Annotated in this window: 19 protein-coding genes and 1 riboswitch; of the genes, 1 reads left to right on the forward strand and 18 read right to left on the reverse strand. The window is 44.8% G+C overall.

What is annotated here, in order from left to right; genetic code table 11:
* Positions 1-7: 7 nt before the first annotated feature.
* The 8 genes from racE to M1J35_RS18565 form a co-directional block, all read right to left on the reverse strand.
* Complete coding sequence (gene racE / locus M1J35_RS18530) at positions 8-808, reverse strand: glutamate racemase (protein WP_034757113.1); 801 nt, start codon at positions 806-808, stop codon at positions 8-10.
* A gap of 9 nt (positions 809-817) precedes the next feature.
* The gene (locus tag M1J35_RS18535; RefSeq protein WP_061810231.1) at positions 818-1,276 is read right to left on the reverse strand and encodes a MarR family winged helix-turn-helix transcriptional regulator; all 459 of its coding nucleotides are present in this window, start codon (positions 1,274-1,276) and stop codon (positions 818-820) included.
* Positions 1,277-1,541: 265 nt separating this feature from the next.
* Entirely contained in the window at positions 1,542-1,766 is a 225-nt protein-coding gene (locus M1J35_RS18540) for a helix-turn-helix domain-containing protein (protein WP_032087424.1), read from the reverse strand.
* Between the two features lie 145 nt (positions 1,767-1,911).
* The gene (locus M1J35_RS18545; protein WP_254651911.1) at positions 1,912-2,382 is read right to left on the reverse strand and encodes an acyl-CoA thioesterase; all 471 of its coding nucleotides are present in this window, start codon (positions 2,380-2,382) and stop codon (positions 1,912-1,914) included.
* Between the two features lie 124 nt (positions 2,383-2,506).
* Positions 2,507-4,123 (reverse strand): bifunctional metallophosphatase/5'-nucleotidase, encoded by a 1,617-nt coding sequence (locus tag M1J35_RS18550; RefSeq protein ID WP_254651912.1) that lies wholly within the window; start codon positions 4,121-4,123, stop codon positions 2,507-2,509.
* Positions 4,124-4,469: 346 nt separating this feature from the next.
* Positions 4,470-5,237: a succinate dehydrogenase iron-sulfur subunit gene (sdhB, locus tag M1J35_RS18555; protein ID WP_034760486.1), complete on the reverse strand. Its 768-nt coding sequence runs from the start codon at positions 5,235-5,237 to the stop codon at positions 4,470-4,472.
* Positions 5,237-7,000, reverse strand: coding sequence for a succinate dehydrogenase flavoprotein subunit (gene sdhA / locus M1J35_RS18560; protein WP_034757101.1), 1,764 nt, complete (start codon positions 6,998-7,000; stop codon positions 5,237-5,239). The genes sdhB and sdhA overlap by 1 nt, the downstream gene beginning before the upstream one ends.
* A gap of 71 nt (positions 7,001-7,071) precedes the next feature.
* Positions 7,072-7,680, reverse strand: coding sequence for a succinate dehydrogenase cytochrome b558 subunit (locus M1J35_RS18565; RefSeq protein ID WP_034757098.1), 609 nt, complete (start codon positions 7,678-7,680; stop codon positions 7,072-7,074).
* A 351-nt stretch (positions 7,681-8,031) separates the two neighbouring features.
* Here M1J35_RS18565 and M1J35_RS18570 point away from each other — a divergent pair, with 351 nt between their 5' ends.
* Complete coding sequence (locus M1J35_RS18570; RefSeq protein ID WP_224519393.1) at positions 8,032-8,469, forward strand: YslB family protein; 438 nt, start codon at positions 8,032-8,034, stop codon at positions 8,467-8,469.
* A gap of 59 nt (positions 8,470-8,528) precedes the next feature.
* On the opposite strand, the gene M1J35_RS18575 is transcribed toward M1J35_RS18570, so the two are convergent.
* From M1J35_RS18575 to M1J35_RS18620, 10 genes are all read right to left on the reverse strand, one after another.
* Complete coding sequence (locus tag M1J35_RS18575; protein ID WP_254653797.1) at positions 8,529-9,767, reverse strand: aspartate kinase; 1,239 nt, start codon at positions 9,765-9,767, stop codon at positions 8,529-8,531.
* 187 nt (positions 9,768-9,954) lie between these two features.
* A riboswitch (Lysine riboswitch) is annotated at positions 9,955-10,133 on the reverse strand.
* A gap of 97 nt (positions 10,134-10,230) precedes the next feature.
* The gene (gene uvrC / locus M1J35_RS18580; RefSeq protein ID WP_254651913.1) at positions 10,231-12,000 is read right to left on the reverse strand and encodes an excinuclease ABC subunit UvrC; all 1,770 of its coding nucleotides are present in this window, start codon (positions 11,998-12,000) and stop codon (positions 10,231-10,233) included.
* Positions 11,997-13,451 carry a hypothetical protein gene (locus tag M1J35_RS18585; RefSeq protein WP_254651914.1) on the reverse strand — a complete coding sequence of 485 codons (1,455 nt, stop codon included), beginning with the start codon at positions 13,449-13,451 and terminating at the stop codon, positions 11,997-11,999. Before M1J35_RS18585 ends, uvrC begins: the two co-directional genes overlap by 4 nt.
* Positions 13,452-13,609: 158 nt before the next feature.
* Positions 13,610-14,530: an FTR1 family iron permease gene (locus tag M1J35_RS18590; protein ID WP_079532507.1), complete on the reverse strand. Its 921-nt coding sequence runs from the start codon at positions 14,528-14,530 to the stop codon at positions 13,610-13,612.
* Between the two features lie 44 nt (positions 14,531-14,574).
* Entirely contained in the window at positions 14,575-15,324 is a 750-nt protein-coding gene (locus M1J35_RS18595) for a hypothetical protein (RefSeq protein WP_224519390.1), read from the reverse strand.
* Between the two features lie 119 nt (positions 15,325-15,443).
* Positions 15,444-16,211 (reverse strand): glycosyltransferase family 2 protein, encoded by a 768-nt coding sequence (locus M1J35_RS18600; RefSeq protein WP_254651915.1) that lies wholly within the window; start codon positions 16,209-16,211, stop codon positions 15,444-15,446.
* Positions 16,204-17,664 carry an alkaline phosphatase family protein gene (locus M1J35_RS18605; RefSeq protein WP_224519388.1) on the reverse strand — a complete coding sequence of 487 codons (1,461 nt, stop codon included), beginning with the start codon at positions 17,662-17,664 and terminating at the stop codon, positions 16,204-16,206. Before M1J35_RS18605 ends, M1J35_RS18600 begins: the two co-directional genes overlap by 8 nt.
* Before the next feature lie 6 nt (positions 17,665-17,670).
* Positions 17,671-18,603: a lysylphosphatidylglycerol synthase transmembrane domain-containing protein gene (locus tag M1J35_RS18610; protein WP_254651916.1), complete on the reverse strand. Its 933-nt coding sequence runs from the start codon at positions 18,601-18,603 to the stop codon at positions 17,671-17,673.
* Positions 18,584-19,537 carry an NAD-dependent epimerase/dehydratase family protein gene (locus M1J35_RS18615; protein ID WP_254651917.1) on the reverse strand — a complete coding sequence of 318 codons (954 nt, stop codon included), beginning with the start codon at positions 19,535-19,537 and terminating at the stop codon, positions 18,584-18,586. Before M1J35_RS18615 ends, M1J35_RS18610 begins: the two co-directional genes overlap by 20 nt.
* Positions 19,538-19,697: 160 nt before the next feature.
* A complete protein-coding gene (locus M1J35_RS18620) occupies positions 19,698-20,885 on the reverse strand; it encodes a hypothetical protein (protein ID WP_254651918.1) in 1,188 nt (395 codons plus the stop codon).
* Positions 20,886-20,924: the final 39 nt, after the last annotated feature.

A 20,924-nucleotide genomic window follows, 5' to 3' on the forward strand; every position in this document is an offset into this window, starting at 1 on the left:
CAAGATTCTAGTCTTGTAATCGGATGGTTTCTGCTGTTACTTCCCCGACTGTCAGCCAATCGGATGCGATCCGGGAAAAGATTGCCGAAGACCCTGTGTTGAAAAAGCGGTGTTCAGGCTGTAGGACTCCCCTGTACAGGAGATTATAATAATCAAGGATCGTACTGACTTCACGGGCGGTTTCGTCCCCGGAACTTATGACACTGATCTCAGGGCCCATATAAGCCTGTATCTTCGGCTGGAGCAACGGATAATGGGTACATCCCAGGATCAACGTATCGATCCCCGACTCTTTAAGAGGATGGAGCGTCTCCCTAACTATATCAGTCGCCATAGAACTGTCATACTCTCCACTTTCCACAAGCGGAACAAATTTTGGGCAGGCAAGGGACGTGACGTCCAGACTTCCGTGAAGGGAGTGAAGGGCATCCTCATAGGCGCCGCTATTGACCGTCCCCACGGTTCCAAGGACACCGATCCTCTTATTATAAGTATGCTTGATCGCTGCCCGGGCCCCAGGATGAATGACCCCAATCACCGGTATATCCAAATGGGTCTGTATTTCATCCAGTACCACCGCAGTGGCTGTATTGCAGGCAATGATCAGCATTTTGATATCATATTGCATGAGATATTGAGTCATTTCCCACGTGAACGCTTTTACTTCTTGAGCTGATCTGGGTCCGTAGGGGCAACGGGCTGTATCACCTAAGTAATAGATGGTCTCCTTCGGCAGCTGACGCATCACTTCTCTAGCGACAGTGAGCCCCCCTACCCCAGAATCAATGATGCCGATTGGTTGAATCACGTTATTCCCTCATTCTGGTTTAATTTCTTGATGGAGTTTTGCTAAATGATCTTTTAATAATAGCACTTCCTGGGCAGAGAAGTCCGTTAAGGCACTCTGTAAGTAATTCTGCCTTTTCTTAATCACTTCTTCAATAATTCTTTCGCCCTCTTTTAACATATGAATGCGTACGACGCGACGATCATTCTCATCCTTGACCCGCTCGACTAACTGGTTTTTCTCCATTCGATCAACAAGATCCGTCGTCGTACTGCAGGCAAGGTACATTTTATTTGAAAGATCTCCGATTGTCATATCCCCATACTCGAATAACCATTGCAGCGCAATGAACTGTGGAGGCGTGATGGTATACTGACTTAATATTTCTCTTCCTTTTTGCTTAATGATCGATGATATGTATCGAAGGTCTTTCTCGATATCTGCCACAACTTGTATATCTTCAATGGTTTGCTCTTTAGAATTCGTCATTATTTCTCTCCTTTTACATTCAGAAACCGGACATTTATTCCTTATGAAAAACCGGAACGCATCAGCCTTCCCGTTTTAGCTTCTTTATCTATTATAGGTCAAGCATTGATTCCCCTTACTAGCATTTTCACCTTTTTCACGAAAAAATTCAAGACAAGTTCTCGGAAGGAACAGAACTAAAAGAGACTGACTCTCATTCAAACATTAATAGGTATCATGTATAGAAACCTGTTAATTGTTCGGCATCAGAATCAGTCCCTTACATTTAAAGCTTGAGTTCCCCCATGCGAAGAAGCTCTACAACAGCTTGAGATCGCCCCTTCACTCCAAGCTTTTGCATGGCGTTGGAAATATGATTTCGAACTGTTTTCTCGCTAATAAATAGATCACTAGCAATTTCTTTAGTTGTTTTGTCTTGAACCAACAGTTCGAATACTTCTTTTTCTCTTTTGGTGAGCAACGGTTTGTGTGTAAAATCATTGTCCTTCAATTATGGTAACCCTCCTTGCCTTCGCCAGCTTTAAACCGCGGGGATGGGTATTGTTGGTCGTCAGAATATCATATGTGAAGGTAGGGTTTAGAGTGACATAGAGAAGGAAGTTAAATGAAAAATAGGCAGCGATTTCTTTCACGTCCTAAACCGGGCTCGAGACCACCTTTTCACTATGGAGCTTCGCCTTCATTTCTTCGGTCCAAGGGACACCTTTTCCAGTTTCCTTCGATATTTGCACCATGGTTCCTCTACCAGTAAAGCAAACCTGTTCTTCTTCATTCAGACCCATGTAATGTAAATCCACTGAAGAACGACCAACGCGATCTGCCTTCACATATATCTTCAACGTCTCGTCGAAGAATACTTGTTTTACAAAATCACATTGTAAATCTGCAACGACAGGGATCGTATCATGCTCGGGTTTCACCCAGTTTTGCATAAATCCAATGTGCTTTAAATATTCGATCCTGGCTTCTTCAAAATACGTAAATGGAACGGTGTTATTCATATGTCCAAACATATCAGTCTCAGAAAACCGGACCTTTATATGGATTGAAAATGAAAATTCTTGTTGCCATGTTTCTATATCTTCAATGTATGTAAAATGTTTCAAATTGGATCCTCCTTTTAGCAAATGAAAAATGAATGATGATTCATTTTATTATACCCCTATTCTGAAAAATATGAAACCTATATGCATAAAATGGAGCCGGCAGGAAAAACCGACTCATTTCTTCTTATTCTTTTTCTTCCACAATCCTTCCCTCCACTTGCGGGGACACGGGGGAATGAGTGGTGAGGTACTCACTCATCACCTCATACAGATTGAGGTGCAGTTCGGATATCCTGCCGTTATCTTTTGCATTTCTCAATACGGTAAAACCATCCCCTCCACCTGCAAGGAATGCGTTGACGGCCACCCCATACATCTTGGAACGGTCAAGGGGTGCTCCTTGTATTTTCACTTCCATTATTCTATTGCCAATGGGCTTTGACGGATCAAAGCGATATGTCATGCCGGAAACCTGGAGGAACTGACCTGCTTCTCCGTCCACATTCGCCACACTATGTTCCAATGCAAGAAGGACCTCCTCCCCCGTCAGATTCAATGTGACAAGGGTATTCCCGAAAGGCAGCACCTCCAACACATCTCCCAGGGTAATGGTCCCCGCACTGATGGAATTCCTGATTCCACCACCATTTTGAAAGGCGATTTGAGTCGGGTTAAATTGATTTGCTTTCTCCAGCATGGCATCTGTAATGAGGTTGCCTAAGTTGGTCTCTTTCGTCCGAACGTCCCGACGATCCCCATTTAATGAAATGTTGGTTGTACCAACCTCCATGCTTTTTACCTTTTCAATGGGTCCCCGTAATTGCTCCAATCTATTAACTGCCCATGGATCAGGTGGATACACATCATTTCCTATTTGGTTTTTGCCCAACACATCCAGCAGCTCACCATTCCACCCGGTCAGTACTCCTCTGTCGGAAAATACAGCCGTTAATTTGCCAAGTGACTTCCCATACTCATCCGCCTGGACGATCAGTGTCGGTTCTGATTTCATATTGTATACAAGCGGGGATTCCAATCTTGTATGGGAATGGCCGCCGACGATAATATCGATTCCTTTCACCTTTTGAGCCAGCATTTTGTCCTGCCGTAATCCCAGATGAGACAGCAGGATGATATGATTCACTCCCTTTGCCTCAAGTTTTGTCATCTCTTCAAGCACTTTCTTTTCGGCATCCTGAAAGACTATCTTCTTATCCGGAGCAGAAAGGAAAGCCGTATCTTCGGTTGTGAGTCCGATGATGCCGATCTTGACCCCCTTTACTGTTTGAATAATAGAAGGGTATATGTTTCCACTCTCTGCCTGTTCCGGAATTTCACTTTTCATGATAGGGGCAAGGTGAGGATCAAGCCGGACATCCACATTGCTGCTCACCACGGGAAAGGAAAGTTTCCTGATAAAGTCCGCGAGCACCTCACTTCCCTTATCGAATTCATGATTTCCCAGCGTCATGGCGTCATAGCCAATTTCATTCATGAATGCAGCATCCGCCTGTCCCAGATATTCATTAAAAAACAACGTCCCCGAAAACACATCCCCCGCATCCAGGAGTAGGGCATCCCCATCCTTTTTACGTTCTTCTTTTATCGCCGTGTGCAAATACGGAACGTTTTCCAAATGGGAATGAACATCATTCGTATGCAGAATCGTCAGACGGAAAGGCTCCACCTTCTCCTTTGCCTCGGCTTTTTCAAAATCAATGACGGGCTGTGTAAACAATAAAATCACTAGTAAAAATCCAGTCCACTTCACCTTCATCACTCCAGTTTCTTCTAGATCCATATATGTGTCTACTATGTACAAAAGCCTATTTTTTTATTTCTTCTCCCATTATTAAGTAAGTCACTTGAACCCTTACAAAATAGAAAAGGGAGAGCTAACTTTGACAGGCTTTTGAAAAAGCACAGAGTGGATTGAAGCGGAAGGCATTTGACTCCTGCGGGAATTGAGGAAAGGTCGAGACCCCGCAGGGCAACGCCCGAGGAGGCTCGACTTCCTCCCCGCGGAAAGCAAATGCCTGGAGCGGAAAGGAACGGTCCATTTTTCAAACGACCACTCATCAAATTATCGTTTGCGCAAACACCAAAAAAGCACTCCCCCGAAGGAAAGTGCTTTTCATTAAAACATATTAATCAACCATGTGGTCGCTTCCGAAGAAGTTCTTGAACATTTGGAAAGTGGTTTCACGGTTCAGTGCCGCAATCGAAGTCGTCAAAGGAATTCCTTTTGGACAAGATTGAACACAGTTTTGTGAGTTACCGCAATTGGCAAGTCCACCGTCGCCCATGATGGACTCAAGGCGCTCATCCTGATTCATGGCACCAGTTGGGTGCGCATTGAACAAGCGTACTTGAGATAGCGGAGCAGGCCCGATGAAATCGGACTTACTGTTCACGTTCGGACATGCTTCCAGACATACACCACATGTCATACATTTTGATAATTCATATGCCCACTGACGCTTTTTCTCGGGCATACGCGGTCCAGGACCCAAATCATATGTCCCATCAATCGGAATCCATGCTTTCACTTTCTTCAAGCTGTCGAACATGCGGCTGCGGTCTACCTGCAGGTCACGGACGACAGGGAATGTGCGCATAGGCTCAAGACGGATCGGCTGTTCGAGTTGATCGACCAAAGCCGTACAAGACTGTCTAGGCTTACCGTTGATCACCATTGAACAGGCTCCACAAACTTCTTCCAGACAGTTCATGTCCCAGTTGATCGGAGTGGTGTGTTCCCCTTTTGCATTGACCGGATTACGACGGATTTCCATCAAGGCGGAAATGACGTTCATATTCGGTCTGTAATCAAGTTCGAACTCTTCTTGGAAAGGGGCTGATTCCGGGCTTTCTTGACGAGTAATGATAAAACGGACTTTTTTATTTTCACTCATCATTTACTTCCCCCTTTACTCTTAGAATAGTCACGCTTACGTGGTGCGATCAGTGAAGTATCTACTTCCTCGTAATGGAATTCAGGAGTATTCGTTGCGGCATTGTATTTTGCCATCGTCGTCTTCAGGAACTCTTCGTCATTACGTTCAGGGAAATCAGGTTTGTAATGGGCTCCACGGCTCTCATTACGATTTAATGCACCGATTGTAATAACACGTGCAAGCTGAAGCATGTTCCACAATTGACGGGTGAATGTCGCCCCTTGGTTGCTCCATTTAGCCGTGTCGTTGATATTGATATTTTGGTAACGTTCCATCAATTCCTGGATCTTTTCATCCGTTTGTTGAAGCTTGTCATTATGACGTACAACCGTTACGTTATCCGTCATCCATTCCCCAAGCTCTTTATGGATGACATAAGCGTTCTCAGTGCCATTCAGGGACATGATGTTGTTCCATTTTTCTTCTTCCTGTTTCACATAGCGGTCGAATAGTGAAGATGGGACAGATTCTACTGTTTTCTCAAGTCCTTCAATATACTTAATCGCATTAGGACCTGCCACCATACCGCCATAGATAGCGGATAGCAATGAGTTAGCCCCTAAGCGGTTACCACCGTGCTGAGAATAATCACATTCACCAGCTGCGAATAATCCAGGAATATTTGTCATTTGATCATAATCGACCCATAGTCCACCCATTGAATAGTGAACGGCAGGGAAGATTTTCATTGGTACTTTACGCGGGTCATCCCCCATGAACTTCTCATAGATTTCAATGATTCCGCCAAGCTTGATATCAAGCTCTTTTGAATCTTTATGAGACAGATCGAGGTAAACCATGTTCTCACCATTGATACCAAGCTTTTGGTTTACGCACACATCAAAGATTTCACGTGTGGCGATATCACGGGGTACAAGATTTCCGTATGCAGGATACTTCTCTTCAAGGAAGTACCAAGGCTTACCATCTTTGTACGTCCAGACACGTCCACCTTCACCACGTGCCGATTCACTCATGAGGCGAAGCTTATCGTCCCCTGGAATGGCTGTCGGGTGAATTTGGATGAACTCACCATTTGCATAGTAAGCACCTTGTTGATAAACGATGGAAGCGGCTGAACCTGTATTGATGACAGAGTTTGTAGACTTACCGAAGATGATCCCCGGTCCACCTGACGCCATGATCACGGCATCTGCTGCAAATGATTTGATTTCCATCGTTTGAAGGTTCTGGGCAACGATCCCTCTTGCGACTCCCTCGTCATCAATAACGACTCCAAGGAATTCCCAGCCTTCGAACTTGCTGACTAACCCAGCCACTTCATGACGGCGAACCTGCTCGTCCAAAGCATATAATAGCTGCTGACCAGTCGTAGCACCAGCGAAAGCGGTTCTGTGATGCTGCGTCCCACCGAAGCGACGGAAATCCAGTAACCCTTCAGGTGTACGGTTAAACATAACACCCATACGATCGAGTAAGTGAATGATCCCAGGTGCTGCTTCTGTCATTGCTTTAACAGGCGGTTGATTCGCTAAGAAATCCCCACCATAAACCGTATCATCAAAATGTTCCCAAGGAGAATCCCCTTCTCCCTTTGTATTAACGGCTCCGTTAATTCCACCCTGTGCACATACAGAGTGAGAACGCTTAACGGGTACCAGTGAGAATAAATCGACTTGTGTTCCTTTTTCTGCTGCTTTAATTGTGGCCATCAGGCCGGCTAAACCGCCACCGACAACGATGATTTTACCTTTACTCATCGTGACTCACTCCTTTTCCTACCATACTTCGAGAGCACTTGCTTATCTATCAGACTCGTATATTTTTCTGCTTATACGAAGGCAAAGATTGCACGCATACCGACAATCGATAACGCGACAAAAATCCCGATCGTAACATATGTAGCTATTAATTGAGAACGAGGTGTAACCGTTAGTCCCCAGCTTACGCAGAATGACCATAATCCATTAGCAAAGTGGAAAATCGTTGATAATACACCAAGCACATAGAATCCTAACATCAACGGATTGGATAGAATGTTTTCCATCATCTGAAAGTTCACTTCAGCTCCAAACGCCGCAGCGACCCTTGTTTCCCAGATATGCCATGTGACGAAAATGAATGTGATCACTCCAGAAACACGTTGAAGTAAAAACATCCAGTTACGGAAATAACCAAACTTGCTTGCATTATTCTTGGAAGTGAATGCAATGTAAATTCCGTAAATCGCATGGAAGTACAATGGAAGGAAGATGATAAAGATTTCAAGGAAATAACGGAAAGGAAGACTTTCCATAAAATGCGCCGCCTGGTTAAATGATTCTTCCCCACCAGTGGCAAAATGGTTCACGACTAAATGTTGTGTTAAAAATAATCCAACTGGAATAACACCTAGCAATGAATGAAGCCTGCGATAATTAAATTCTCGATTTCCAGCCATGATTTACCCCCCTTAATGATAAAATATGAATTCGTTTTCTAATGCCTTTCTTTACCTATTAGACGACGATACATATTTTATATTGTAACAATAATGTGACATGTTCATTTTACTCCCAAGGAGTGGAAGCGTCAAGAAAACGTATACATAAATTCGACAATACCGCAAAAATATTTTCAGTAGTTCAACAACGGCAAACATGAGGTTTTACACAACTAAATGTTCGAAAATTCTAATAAATTTACAATAAATATTATAGCACCAAAATATCCCAAGGTCATTTTTTCAAGGTATGGGATGATAATTACCTCTTTCATGTATATAATAGTTTTATAGAAAGAGGGGATTTACTTGGAACAGAAAAAAGAAGAAGTACATCAGCCGTCCGTTCCAATCTTCGGATATGAAATGTTACGCGACATCTTGATTCCAGACATACTGGGAAAACACACACCCGATATCCTATACTGGGGAGGAAAGCAGCTCTCTAGGAAGTTCCCCCTTCAGTCAACGGAAGAAATATCTTCCTTTTTCGATGAAGCTGGATGGGGCACCCTTACACTTCTGGAACAGAAAAGAAATGAAATGACATTTGAATTGAGCGGACCTGTGATCGAACGGCGTCTGTCACTTAAAACGGATGTGAACTTCAAACTGGAAACGGGCTTTATTGCCGAACAGATTCAGCTTCAAAGAAAATGTGTGGCAGAAGCTGCTGACGAATTACATAAACGGAGCCAATCGGTCAAAGTCATGGTAAGATGGGACGACAAAGACCGGATCGAGTAATCAAGCTCTCAATAAAGGGTTGCCTGGAATCATCCAGGCAACCCTTTTCCATGTTGATCCTACAGCGTGATTTCTTCCATCTTCACGGCATCGAGATGAAAGGCCGTATGTAAGACGCCTGCTGCCTTTTGCATATTCTCGCCATCCACTACTGTAGACACTTTAATTTCAGAAGTGCTGACCATTTTCACGACGATGTCATTTTGAGCAAGCACTTCAAACATTTCCGCGGCCACACCCGGGTTTGAAATCATCCCCGAACCGACAATGGAGACTTTCGCAAGCCCACTTTCGTGCTCGACGTGTGTGAAATTCAACTGCTCTTTATTTCGTTCAAGAACAGCAAGGGTTTCCTCGAGATCGTGCTCCTTGATGGAGAAAGATAAATTGGTCGTATTCTGATCCGTCTGGGTCTGGATGATGATGTCTACGTTCAAATGATTTTCAGCCAACGTCGTGAACACGGATGATAGTCCCGTTAATGCATTTCCCAGTCCGAATACCGTGACCCTCGTAATCTCATTCTCAAATGCTACTCCTCTTACAATCAAGTTCTGTTCCATGCTTGCTTCCTCCTCAATATACGTTCCTTCCACTCTTTCGATGCTGGATCTGACTTCCAATGGGATTTGATAATTCTTGGCAAATTCCACCGCCCTTGGATGGAGTACCCCGGCCCCGAGGTTTGCAAGTTCGAGCATTTCATCATAAGAAATTGACGGTAACTTCCTTGCTCCTTTTATATAGCGGGGGTCTGTCGTGTAAACCCCGTCTACGTCCGTATATATGTCACAGCGCTCCGCTTTCAGGGCAGCCGCGATTGCAACGGCTGTCGTATCCGACCCGCCCCGTCCGAGTGTTGTGATTTCCCCGGTTTCTGTCATGCCCTGGAAACCCGCGACGATGACCACTCTTCCTTCCTGAAGGTGAGCTGCCATTTTATCGGTATGAATATTGGTGATCCTTGCATTACTATGGACGGATTCCGTCTCGATTCCGGCCTGCCATCCCGTGAATGAAATGGCATCATGCCCCGATTGGATCAGGGCCATGGTCAGGAGTGAAATGGTGACTTGTTCCCCGGTTGAGAGCAGCATATCCATTTCTCTTTTGCTTGGTTGAGACGTGATTTCCCTTGCAAGACCCACGAGTGTATCCGTCGTTTTCCCCATGGCAGATACGACGACCACCACATCATTCCCTCTTTCTTTTTCTTCAATGATCCTTGACGCAACATTTTGAATTCTTTCCACAGACCCTACTGAAGTCCCACCGAATTTTTGAACAATAATACTCACGACTTCTCCCTCTTTCTGAGCGTCTCCGCTCTTGTTGATGATGAAGAGTACAATCACAATCATCCTACACGTCCATAGGACAGGATCGTTGGTACCAAATCCTGCGCTGATAATAAAAAAAGCAATGAGAATAATATCTCATTGCTTTATGAACATACAGCAGAACATACAAATAGGTTCATCGGCATTGTGAGATAGCTCTCCAAGATTGAATCATCTTGACAATCCTGTATTTCTTAAACCCAGGACCAGCGGATATAGTATGAGACTATAACCACTTCGGCGATTCTCCCCTTTCCAGGCATGTCGGCGGGGCTCATACCCCTCTTTACCTGTACTCTTGAAGTTCGCACCTCTATCACCACTTAAAAAGTGATAATGTTATAAATTTTTGTTTATTATAGCACATAAAAAATTGTGATTCAATGCACAATTTTTAAATAAATTGAATTCATTACAGCCGCTACTTCAATTTCTCCACCAATACTTTCGCCACGGCTTCAGGAATTCCTATCTCTATAAACTCCTCCACGGTAGCTTCTTTCATCTTTTTCATGGAGCCAAAGTGTTTAAGAAGTTGTTTCTTCCGTTTTGGACCGATGCCGTCGATGTCGTCGAGGGTGGATTGGAAGGCGCTTTTGCCTCTCAGCTGACGGTGGAAGGTGATGGCGAACCGGTGGACTTCATCCTGGATGCGCTGGAGGAGATAGAATTCCTGGCTGCGCTTTTCAAGGGGGACGATTTGCAGCGGGTTGCCGTACAGCAGTTCCGATGTCTGATGCTTATCGTCTTTTGCAAGACCCCCGATCGGGATGTCGAGACCCAATTCATTCTCGATCACGTCCCTTGCCGCTTCGATCTGACCTTTTCCTCCGTCGATGATGATCAGGTCCGGTAAAGGAAGTCCATCTTTCAGCACTCTCGTATACCTTCTCCGGACCACCTCCCTCATGGAATCATAATCATCGGGACCCTTGACGGTTTTGATCTTATATTTACGGTATTCTTTCTTTGCCGGTTTCCCGTCTAAAAAGACGATCATGGCCGATACGGGATCACTACCTTGAATATTGGAGTTATCAAAGGCTTCAATCCGGAAAGGCGTATAAATACCCATATGATCCCCGAGCCTTTCAATGGCTTTGATCGTCCGCTCTTCATCTCTTTCAATCAGGGCGAACTTCTCCCCAAGTGCCTGTTGGGCATTTTTTTCGGCAAGCTTCACAAGCTCTTTCTTTTTCCCCCGTTTTGGCTGGGTCATTTTAACCTCAAGAAGTTTCTCCGCCAGCTCGATATCGATCTCTTCAGGCAAAAAGATCTCCTTCGGCTTAAAGTGGTTAGATTTAGAGTAGAACTGACCCAGGAACGTCAGGAACTCATCCTCTGGTTCATTATAGAGAGGGAATAAAGACACATCGCGCTCAATGAGCTTCCCATGCCGGACGAAGAATACCTGCACACACATCCAGCCTTTATCAACGGAATATCCGAATACATCACGGTCGGTGAAATCGGTCATCGTCATCTTCTGTTTTTCCATGGTCGCTTCGATATGGAGAATCTGATCCCGGAATTCCTTCGCTCTTTCGAACTCCAGATTTTCCGAGGCTTCATTCATTTTCAAAGTCAGCTGTTTCTTGATTTCCTTGTATCCCCCATTGAGGAATCTGGCTATTTCATCTGTCATGTCACGGTACGTGTCTTTGCTCACTTCTTTAATGCAGGGAGCGAGACATTGCCCCATATGATAGTAAAGGCAGGCTCGGTCAGGAAGCGTCGAGCATTTCCGTAAAGGATACAAGCGGTCGAGAAGTTTTTTCGTTTCATTTGCCGCTCCGACATTCGGATAAGGACCGAAATACTTTCCTTTTCCCCGCTGGACCTTTCGTGTGGTAATGAGTCTCGGGTGCCGCTCATTCGTTAACTTGATGAACGGATAGCTTTTATCATCCTTAAGCATGACATTGTATTTAGGGTCGTACTTCTTGATCAAATTCATTTCGAGGACAAGGGCTTCCAGGTCAGATGAGGTCATGATGTATTCGAAGTCCTCGATCTCCCCTACCAGCCGCTGGGTTTTTGCATCATGGGAGCCTGTGAAATAGGAACGCACCCGGTTCTTCAATACTTTGGCCTTTCCCACATAGATGATCGTCCCCTGCCTGTCCTTCATTAAATAACAGCCCGGTTGGTCGGGAAGCAGCGCTAATTTATTCGTGATATTCTGATTCATCCTTCTTCCTCCCCCCTCTGTTTCTTCCATTTATATAATGTCAGGTCGTGATAGATCGGGTCGATGAGCTCACTGGAATGGAAATGCTTCTCGACCTTAATGAACTCATCCATCTGGAGCCCCTGCTTTTTAAACCCTTCGACCACTTTATCCGTCAGATAAATATCCCGCTCAGGGTAATATCGTGCGTCAGTGGTAAACACTTCATACGTTTGTACTTTCTTATGAATAAAAGGGACATCAAGATACTCAAGTACCCTGGACTCTTCCCAGGTATATACGACGAGAGGCTGTTTTTCCTCTTCGCTCTCTAAATAATCGGCCATTTGATAAACGGCCGGGATGTCCGATGCATGTTTATATAATAACGCACTTGTATGGTAAACCTGAAGCAGAAGGAACGAAAGGACAAGAATGGAACCTGTCCGTGACAGTCGTTGTGAAAGCAGTCTTCCCGCTCCAAGGAACAAGGCGATGCCGATCAAAGGCAAAGCGTGACGGGGCTTCATTACATTCTGGGCAAAAAGGGCCCAAAGGAAATAACTGCCCAATAGCACGAGCATCAAGCTTGTCATATAACGATTCCCTTGTAAGTCCTTCCTTGCTGCAGCCAAACCGACAACCAATAGAATGAGGAGGGGGAGGAACTCAGCGACACCCCCCACCCATATCGTGTTCACAAAAATCAGCTTCACGACTCTGTCCCAGAGACTGAGATTTGAGGCACCGATCGTTCCCCCCCATTCTTGAAAATGTCCGTTCGTGAAGGAAAGGGCCAGTCGGAGAAAGCTTTCATATCCCCCTTCCGACATGCTGATCCCCGATACCCAGAGGAGCTGGAACAGGACTGCAATGAGCAGGTAAACAAAGGTATCCAGAAGTGTTACCACCCCTTCCTTCCACTTTCTGTACAGGAGTATAAGAATTCCGATCCCAAGAACCAGATAAGATAACCTGATTCCAAGAAGCAGACTGAATAGGAGCAGTGGGAGAATGAGGAATCCTTTATGATGTCTCTCATTGGCCAAAACCAAGCTCCATATATACCACCACATCATCCCGACTGCTGCTCCCTCGGACATCGGCTGATTCACCATCAGGACCGTAAAGCTGCTAGTATACACGATGGCTGTCGCTATCCCTGCATATGTCGGAAGCACGATTCGGTTCATTAACAGAAAAAGAGGGATGATGGCACTTCCATACAGAAGGATATTAAAAAGAGTCAGGGCTTGGACGGGGTCCCCCACCATTAGATGAAGGACTTTCCCTCCCAGGATGAAATAAGGATAACCGGGAAAGTGGGGCTGCATCTGATACATATCAAAATGCTGGACACCCAGTGCAAAATCAACCATATCCCAAGTAGCTGCGTAGGAAGGGATCCACATCAGCTGAAGAACAAATACAACCGCCACAGCAAATGCACCCGCCACATTCGGCCGACTCATATACTTTCCACTCTTCATTCTCAACGACTTCACCCTCATACTTTGTTAGACTCTCAATGATTAAAAAAAGTACCAAACATACATTCCTTTAAAGAGTGTACACCTTTCGAAAACGGTGTTCAATCTTTAAGGGCAATGAGGTTTGGTACTGATACAATTTATTTAGCTTGTGGGCTCAAATCCTTCACTCCGCCTTTGACCTCTTCCTTTGCTTTCACCGACTCCCGCTTCGGTGCAGTCAGGAAGTAAATCGCTACGAAATAGCCAATATACGAAATCACTTCTTCGATGGACGGCATGGAGGAATATCCGAACAACGCCTTAAGGAAAATGCCTACATCACCGGATAACAACGGGGCAGTTCCTGTATCACGGAGGAAATGGGCATAATCGATCGGATGCTCAGGCAGTAGCCAGGTCAGGTCGTAAAGGTGTGGAATCACACTGCCGATCAATCCTATATCCTGCATCATGGAAATCGCCTGTACAAGAAGTCCTGCAGATATGAGGATAATGAATGCGCCGGTCACTTTAAAGAAGCTTTTCAATGAAATTCTCATTGTGCCTTTAAAGAAGAAGTAAGCTACGACACACCCGATGACGACTCCCGTAATCGCTCCCCAGCCCTGCATGGCCGCTCCGATATCCCCGCCTGTAATGGCGGCGAAGAAGAATACGGTCTCCACACCTTCGCGGAGAACAACGAGGAACGAGTGGATCACCATTCCGACAATGTTGCCTGTGGAAATGAAATGCTTCATCTTCCCTTCCATGTTTCCTTTAAGGTCGCGGCTGTGCTTCGCCATCCAGAAGACCATCTGGGTAAGAAGGACGGAGGAGACGAGCATGATGCCGATCTTCAGATAGATCTCGCTTCCCATGGCAGCAAATCCCGTAAAGACGACCTGAAAGAGCATCGCTACGCCGACACTGGCGATGATCGCTAATCCGGCACCAAGCCAGACAAACTTTGTAAACCGGCCATGATTCGTTTTCTTCAGATAGGTAGTGATGATCCCGATGATCAGTAACGCTTCCAGGACTTCACGAAAGGTGATCAGTAAAGCTTGTAATTCCACAATAGTTCCCCCTTACTTGCTTAAAGACTATTTCTATAGTGACCTTATTTACGTTTTCTGACGGCATATACAATCGCTGCAGCCAGCACCCCGACGATAATGATGATGGGTAACCAGTTCTTCAGGTTGGAAATATCCGTCCATTCCTGTTTCCCGCTTGATTCCTCAGTGGCACTTTCAGAAAAGTGTCCGACTTCTAGACTCTTAATGTCGAATTCTTTTTGAAGCGAATCCACTATGAACGTTTTACTTTCTTTAAACGCGTCCTGATCGGATTCCTTTGTTCCGACTCCGAACAATCCCGGGTTTCCGAGGGATTCCAGCGCTTGATCGAATTCAGTCCTGATCTTTTGATCCAATTCAGGGTTTTCCCCTTCTACTTTCGGGGATAACGTTTTATATGTAGCAAATCCTTTTGCGAGCAATCGCTTACTCGTATCATATTCCGAGAAGTTTTTATCAATGCTTTCAAGTCTTCTGGCAATATTGAGGACAAGGAGTTCATCCAGGTTTTCAATGGCCTCTCGCTTTTCTTTGTTATCAAGGTTCTGAAGGATGATCTTTGAAGGTTCTTCACCCATATGCTGATCCACTTCTTCTTGAACCGTTTCATAAATCTTTTTGGACTCTGAATAATTCGGAGGGTCTTCATCTAGCTTGATCATGATTTCTTTATACGCTTCTGCTATTTTCTCCTCACTCGGATCGCCGTATGAATAGGCGGATGCCTGTGAAGACAGCAGGATATTACCTAATAAAAACAATAGTACCGTGGTTATGAACGATTTTTTCATGTATGATTCCCTCCTGTTTTCAATGATAATGATTATCATTCGTATTGTCAATAAAAAATAAGTACTCAAGCATAGAAGCCGGAGTACTTATTTTTTACGAATGGTGTGGTTTTATGTTGTCATTTTGCAAAATGATTCGTTCCTTCATCTGAAGGGATGTAATGGGCCTGCTCTTCCACATATACTTTCTCCACCGGTTTCTTCATCTCCTGAATAATGGCGGGAAGAACAGATGACATATAGGACTTGAACTTGATGAAGGATCGCCCCGTCGTCCTCACATAATACAAAATCGGGATTTCCTTCACCCGAAACCCTTTACGGACAAGGTTCAAGGTCAGCACTTGAGCGTAATTGTAATCATGTATGATTTCGGCATGTTCCATGGCCTGTCTCGAGAACGCCCTCATACCGGACTGCCCGTCATAGATCCACTTTCTCAGGAGGACGCATTGAAGAAGGGTGAAACAATAGTTCCCCAATCGACGGTGAAGCTTCATTCCATTGATGGTTCCCAAGAATCTCGAGCCCATGGTATAATCCGCTTCCCCTTTGAAAATCGGCTCCAATAGCTCAGGTATTTGTTCTGGCGGGTATTCTCCATCCGCATCAATCATGACCCCGATTTGAGCATGAAGGTTGAAGGAGGCCCGCAGTCCTTCTCGTACCGCAGCACCCAGTCCACGATTTTTCTCAAATGTAATGATATGATCGGCACCTGCCCTTTCAGCCACTTCAACCGTTCGATCCGTTGATCCATCATTGATGACCAATACCTCTACATCTACGGATGGGTGGAAGGAACGGGGCACCCGCTTAATGACCTCCCCGATCGATTCTTCTTCATTATGCGCCGGCATAAATACGATGACTTTCTGCTTATTCATGTTGTTTCCAACGCTCCTTTAACGCCTCGTTGAGGACAGGTCCCCTGCTGTTACTTGGAAATGGCGCCCCTAATAAATGGGCGATGGTAGGGGCCATGGAAACAAGACTGTGTTTCTCCTGGATCTTCTCTCCCTGTTTGACCCCGGGGCCGACCATAAAGAATGGAACGTATCTTTCCCCTTCATCAAGATGACCATGTCCCCCGATTCCATCTGCCTGTCCATGATCTGCACATATCATAAGGGTCGTGTTCTCCATCTTTCCTTCTGCTTCCAGCCACTCGACGTATTCTTGTATCAGGCGATCTGCCTCTTCAATCTTTTCGATGTATTCATCATATAAGACTCCCCTGCTGTGCCCGATTTGATCTGTACCGATCAATTGGACAATGAATAGATCAGGGTCCTGTTCTTCCATGATGACTTTCGCTTTATTGATAATATTTCGATCTGCTTTGTCTTTATGCATCACGGCCGTCACGGTTTCGACATCTTTACCGAAGGAATCCACCAGGTGGGCAATCCCCAGCATCTTCCCTTTTTTCCCTACTTTCCGCAGAGAATCAAAGATGCTTTCCACCTTGATCCCAAGCTTCCAGACCATATTGGATTTCATGCCGTGTTCCTTCGGATACGTACCTGTGAACATGGAGGAAAAGCAGACAACCGTTCTAGCAGGATAGACGGTTTCCATATTCAAATACTCGGTCCCCTGTTCCATCAAAGAATCAAGATATGGAGTATTCGCTTCATAGAAGCGTTCTTTTCTCATCCCGTCGATCACGATGACCACCACTTTTTCATTCGTCATCTCCTCATCCATCGCTTCACCCGTTGTAAAGGAGTCATACTGCTTCGGCTTCCAGTCAAAAAGGAAATGATGCAGAATGAACGCTAAAGCGAATATAGCACCGCAAAATACGAAATAATGGGTGGCAGGAAGAAGTTCTCCGGTGGCAAGATTCGTCATCATTCCATCCCATACAGCTAACAGGAGCAGGAATTTCGGTAGCTGCTCCTGGGCATTTCCGCTCGTTGAGTCACTGTTCTTCAACACCAGTTTCCAAAACCGGGTGAAATTCAGCCAATCCGTCCCGATCCGGAGATGGTAATAAAATGTTCCCCAGAAAAAGACGGTGAAAAAGAAATAAAGACCAATCCCGAATCCCCACAGGGCTAAATTGGGTGATTCAAAGAATAACAGATAGCCGATGATCGGGATCCATAAATAGTTCCTCAGGAACAACGGAAAATCATAATAGAAATACAAAATAAATAGTGGGAGGGTAAACAGCAAGCTTATGAGGAACGGAAACCATTCCCCTTGCAGCAACCCCTGTAAATGAAAGAGTGTCATGGTCCCTATGACGAAAATAGGGGTGAATGGTTTCCCTTCATTCAGCAGGTTCCAGCATCTGGCCGCCGTTTTTTCAAATTTTGATGCGCTCTTCAATTTTATTCATCCTTTCATCCTGCTCCACCGTTTCACATTTTTAATGGAAACGGGGCACACAGCGATTACGATTCCTCCTGCTATAAAGGAGAATATAAACTTTAACCCATGACTCACGATCGCCATGGAAAGACCAATGCCAAGTGGGATACCGGCAGAAAGCAATGTATAGCTCATGACCGATTCATACGTACCAATTCCTCCAGGGGCAAATTGAAATAACTGGCCGATGATCGTCACACTGTTGACCCAAACCGCTTCCCCCATGGATAGGGGTTCCAGCATAATCATGGAAACACCGTAAAGAATGGCCCCTTCCAATATCCAACTCAAGAATACGAGGGTGATGACTATGAGTCCCCTACCGCCTGATAAGGCAGTTTTCAGCAGTTTGAGCTCCCCTGAGAGAAATTCGGAAGCTACGTACCGGAAGAGGAGTAACCCGATCAATACGGCACATCCGACCAATCCTATCGAGTATAGACCAGGCAGCTTTAGTGGCAGCGGAATAAATAGCAGACCGATTCCTGCCAGAATCATGAGAAATAAAATGTCCATCACTCTCAAGACAAATACAGAATGAAACGAGCGTGCAACACTGATTTGCTTTTCACGCTGATTCATCACCATGACCCGCAGCCCGTCTCCTACCTTCAATGGAAACAGATGATTAAACAACAAACTGTAAAACAAACCGATTAAACAGCTTGATAATCGAACATGTTCATTCAGGTAGATTTTCCACGCCATCCCTTTTAGTAAAAAGGATAAAAAATAGATTCCTAACACACTGAATAGGATAAAAGGGTGCTCTAGCATCTGCCCGATGGCTTCCACCATAAACTCTTTGTTAAAATAGAAGCTCACCAAGAGGAAGAACAGACCTAATAATATCAATCTAACAGCATTCTTTGCGAACTTATAGACCGTTTTGTTCATGTTCTTTCATCCATTGAACCGTTCTTTTTATTCCTTCTTCAAAGGAGATGGAAGGAGAATAGCCGAGGATCTCTTTTGCCTTCCTACTATCTGCATAGGTAGATGTCACATCCCCTGCTCTTCTATCCGTGACGTGGAGCTCGAGGGAAGGGAAGTGTTTTCTCAGTTCACTTACCAGTCCCTCCATTGAAATCGGCGAACCATTCCCGAGATTAAACGTTCCCGACTCTTCACTTCTGATCGCCTTATATGTACCATCCACGATATCATCTATGTACGTATAATCCCTCTTATTCTCAAGTCCATAAATCGGGATTTCCCCACCATTCATAAGCTTTTTGATGAAAGAATAGATCGCCATGTCGGGTCTGCCCCATGGCCCATAGACCGTAAAGAAACGAAGGATCGTCAAGTCCATTCCATAAATGGACGCATAGGCTTTACAGAACGATTCGGCACTGTACTTGGCAGCGGCATATGGAGACACCACCTCACCCGTCGCGTCATCTTCTTTGGATGGTTTGTGATCGGTATTTCCATAAACGGATGACGAAGAAGCAAAGACAAATTTCTTTATTCCGCTCTCCCCCGCCATCCGCAGCGTGTTGATCGTCGCTTTGATATCATAATCGACATATTCATTCGGTACACGCAAGGAATGGGAAACGCCTGGAATCGCCGCCAAGTGGACGACGCAATCGGCTTTAAAATCATGGAATACTTCTTGTAATTCCTGTTCATCTAGTAGTAAATCCTTTTGGACGAAGCGGAATGAACCCATTTTCCTCACAAAGGACAACTGCCTCTTTTTTCTTTCAGGTGAATAATAGGGATGAAAGCTGTCTACGATCAACAGCTCGTGTTTCTCTTCAATGAGCTTCCTCGATAGATGGGATCCAATGAACCCGGCCCCTCCCGTAACTATAATCTTCAATTCCTTACACCTCGTACATTACGATTTAATCATTTCTATATTGTACCTCACCTGAGTGAGAAAGTGAAAAAGGGTTGACCCCCATGTGCAAAAAAGCACCATCCCCCAAGCAGCACTTGAAGGATGGACTTTACACACTATTCAGGGTCAACCCAATAAACTATTTATTCGCTTTCGCCACCACATCATTCAATACGTTCTGAATGTTCGTTCTGAGCGTTTCTGCTTTCTCTTTATCCTGTGACTTAACAGCTTCTAAGTAGCTTTGAGCATCGCTTGATAGAGATTGATATTCTTCTTCACCCATAAGGCTCTTTAGATCTGATGAGATCAGATCAATGAACAGTGCACCTTCCAAGGCTGTGATTGCCGCCTTATCTTCGCCCCAGTTCTCTCCACTTTCCTCATATTCGTGTATGGCGATTTTAGAGAAACCGCGGACAAATGCATGATTCACTGCTTCAGGATCAATGGACGTCACATCCGTTTGCAGATCGAATTGTTTGTTGATCATCTCTGCTTCTTCCGGGGCATTCCCTGATAAATAACTATCAAGAGATTGATAGAATGCCCACCCTTCTGCCTGCTCGGCTTTTGCAGCTTCGGCATTTTCCTTCGCTTCTTCAGACGCCTTCATGGCATAACCGTTCGGAAGGGCACCTGCAGCAAGATAAAATGTCTTCATGAGCGTCTTATCCACGACTTGTTTCCCCAATTGGAAACCGAGCTCATTATCCTCTTCAACCGCCTTCTCCATTTCACTGAAACCACCATTTATCGCATCAACCATTTTCGTGTCATAAGCCTGGTCACGCTTTTGAACAGTCTGCTCTAAGATGGCATAGAACTCTTTCGCTTCTTCTATTTCTTCATTGACTTCTTCTGTATTACCCCAGTTTTCCGCTATTTCCGTAAATTCATGCTTCATCGATGTATAGAATACTTTTTGCATTAATTTATCAAAAATCTGTGCTACCACCACTTGATCGAGGGAACCATCCTTACCTGCTTCAAGGGCTGTGGAAATATGTTCATCCACTTTACCTTCTGTTTCCTGGTCACGTTTTTGCACAAGCTCCTGTAAGTCATCCTTATAAATGGACGTCACTTTATCATAATCGACTTCTTTGTCTTCTTTCGCTTTTGAAAGTTCAGCCTTCGCTTCTTCGAATGAGGCAGAGAAATCAATGTCCGCTTGTTCAGTTTCATCTTCTTTTTCAACCTGTTTTGAATCATTTGAAGCAGACTTTTTGTCTTCACTGCTCTTCTCATCTGTTCCACAACCCGCCAAAACAGAACCTGTTAATAAGAATGCTGCAAAAATCTTCGTTAAATCTCTCTTTCTCATATGTATAGACCTCCGACTGTTTAAATGATAATGATTTTC

It is taken from the genome of Rossellomorea sp. KS-H15a, assembly GCF_024195245.1.
Taxonomy (GTDB): domain Bacteria; phylum Bacillota; class Bacilli; order Bacillales; family Bacillaceae_B; genus Rossellomorea; species Rossellomorea vietnamensis.

Coding starts and splice junctions, on each gene's coding strand:
- M1J35_RS18535 (WP_061810231.1), bottom strand. CDS start 1,276: ATGACGAATTCTAAAGAGCAAACCATTGAAGATATACAAGTTGTGGCA.
- M1J35_RS18550 (WP_254651912.1), bottom strand. CDS start 4,123: ATGGATCTAGAAGAAACTGGAGTGATGAAGGTGAAGTGGACTGGATTT.
- sdhB (WP_034760486.1), bottom strand. CDS start 5,237: ATGAGTGAAAATAAAAAAGTCCGTTTTATCATTACTCGTCAAGAAAGC.
- sdhA (WP_034757101.1), bottom strand. CDS start 7,000: ATGAGTAAAGGTAAAATCATCGTTGTCGGTGGCGGTTTAGCCGGCCTG.
- M1J35_RS18565 (WP_034757098.1), bottom strand. CDS start 7,680: ATGGCTGGAAATCGAGAATTTAATTATCGCAGGCTTCATTCATTGCTA.
- uvrC (WP_254651913.1), bottom strand. CDS start 12,000: ATGAATCAGAATATCACGAATAAATTAGCGCTGCTTCCCGACCAACCG.
- M1J35_RS18585 (WP_254651914.1), bottom strand. CDS start 13,451: ATGAGTCGGCCGAATGTGGCGGGTGCATTTGCTGTGGCGGTTGTATTT.
- M1J35_RS18595 (WP_224519390.1), bottom strand. CDS start 15,324: ATGAAAAAATCGTTCATAACCACGGTACTATTGTTTTTATTAGGTAAT.
- M1J35_RS18600 (WP_254651915.1), bottom strand. CDS start 16,211: ATGAATAAGCAGAAAGTCATCGTATTTATGCCGGCGCATAATGAAGAA.
- M1J35_RS18610 (WP_254651916.1), bottom strand. CDS start 18,603: ATGAACAAAACGGTCTATAAGTTCGCAAAGAATGCTGTTAGATTGATA.
- M1J35_RS18620 (WP_254651918.1), bottom strand. CDS start 20,885: ATGAGAAAGAGAGATTTAACGAAGATTTTTGCAGCATTCTTATTAACA.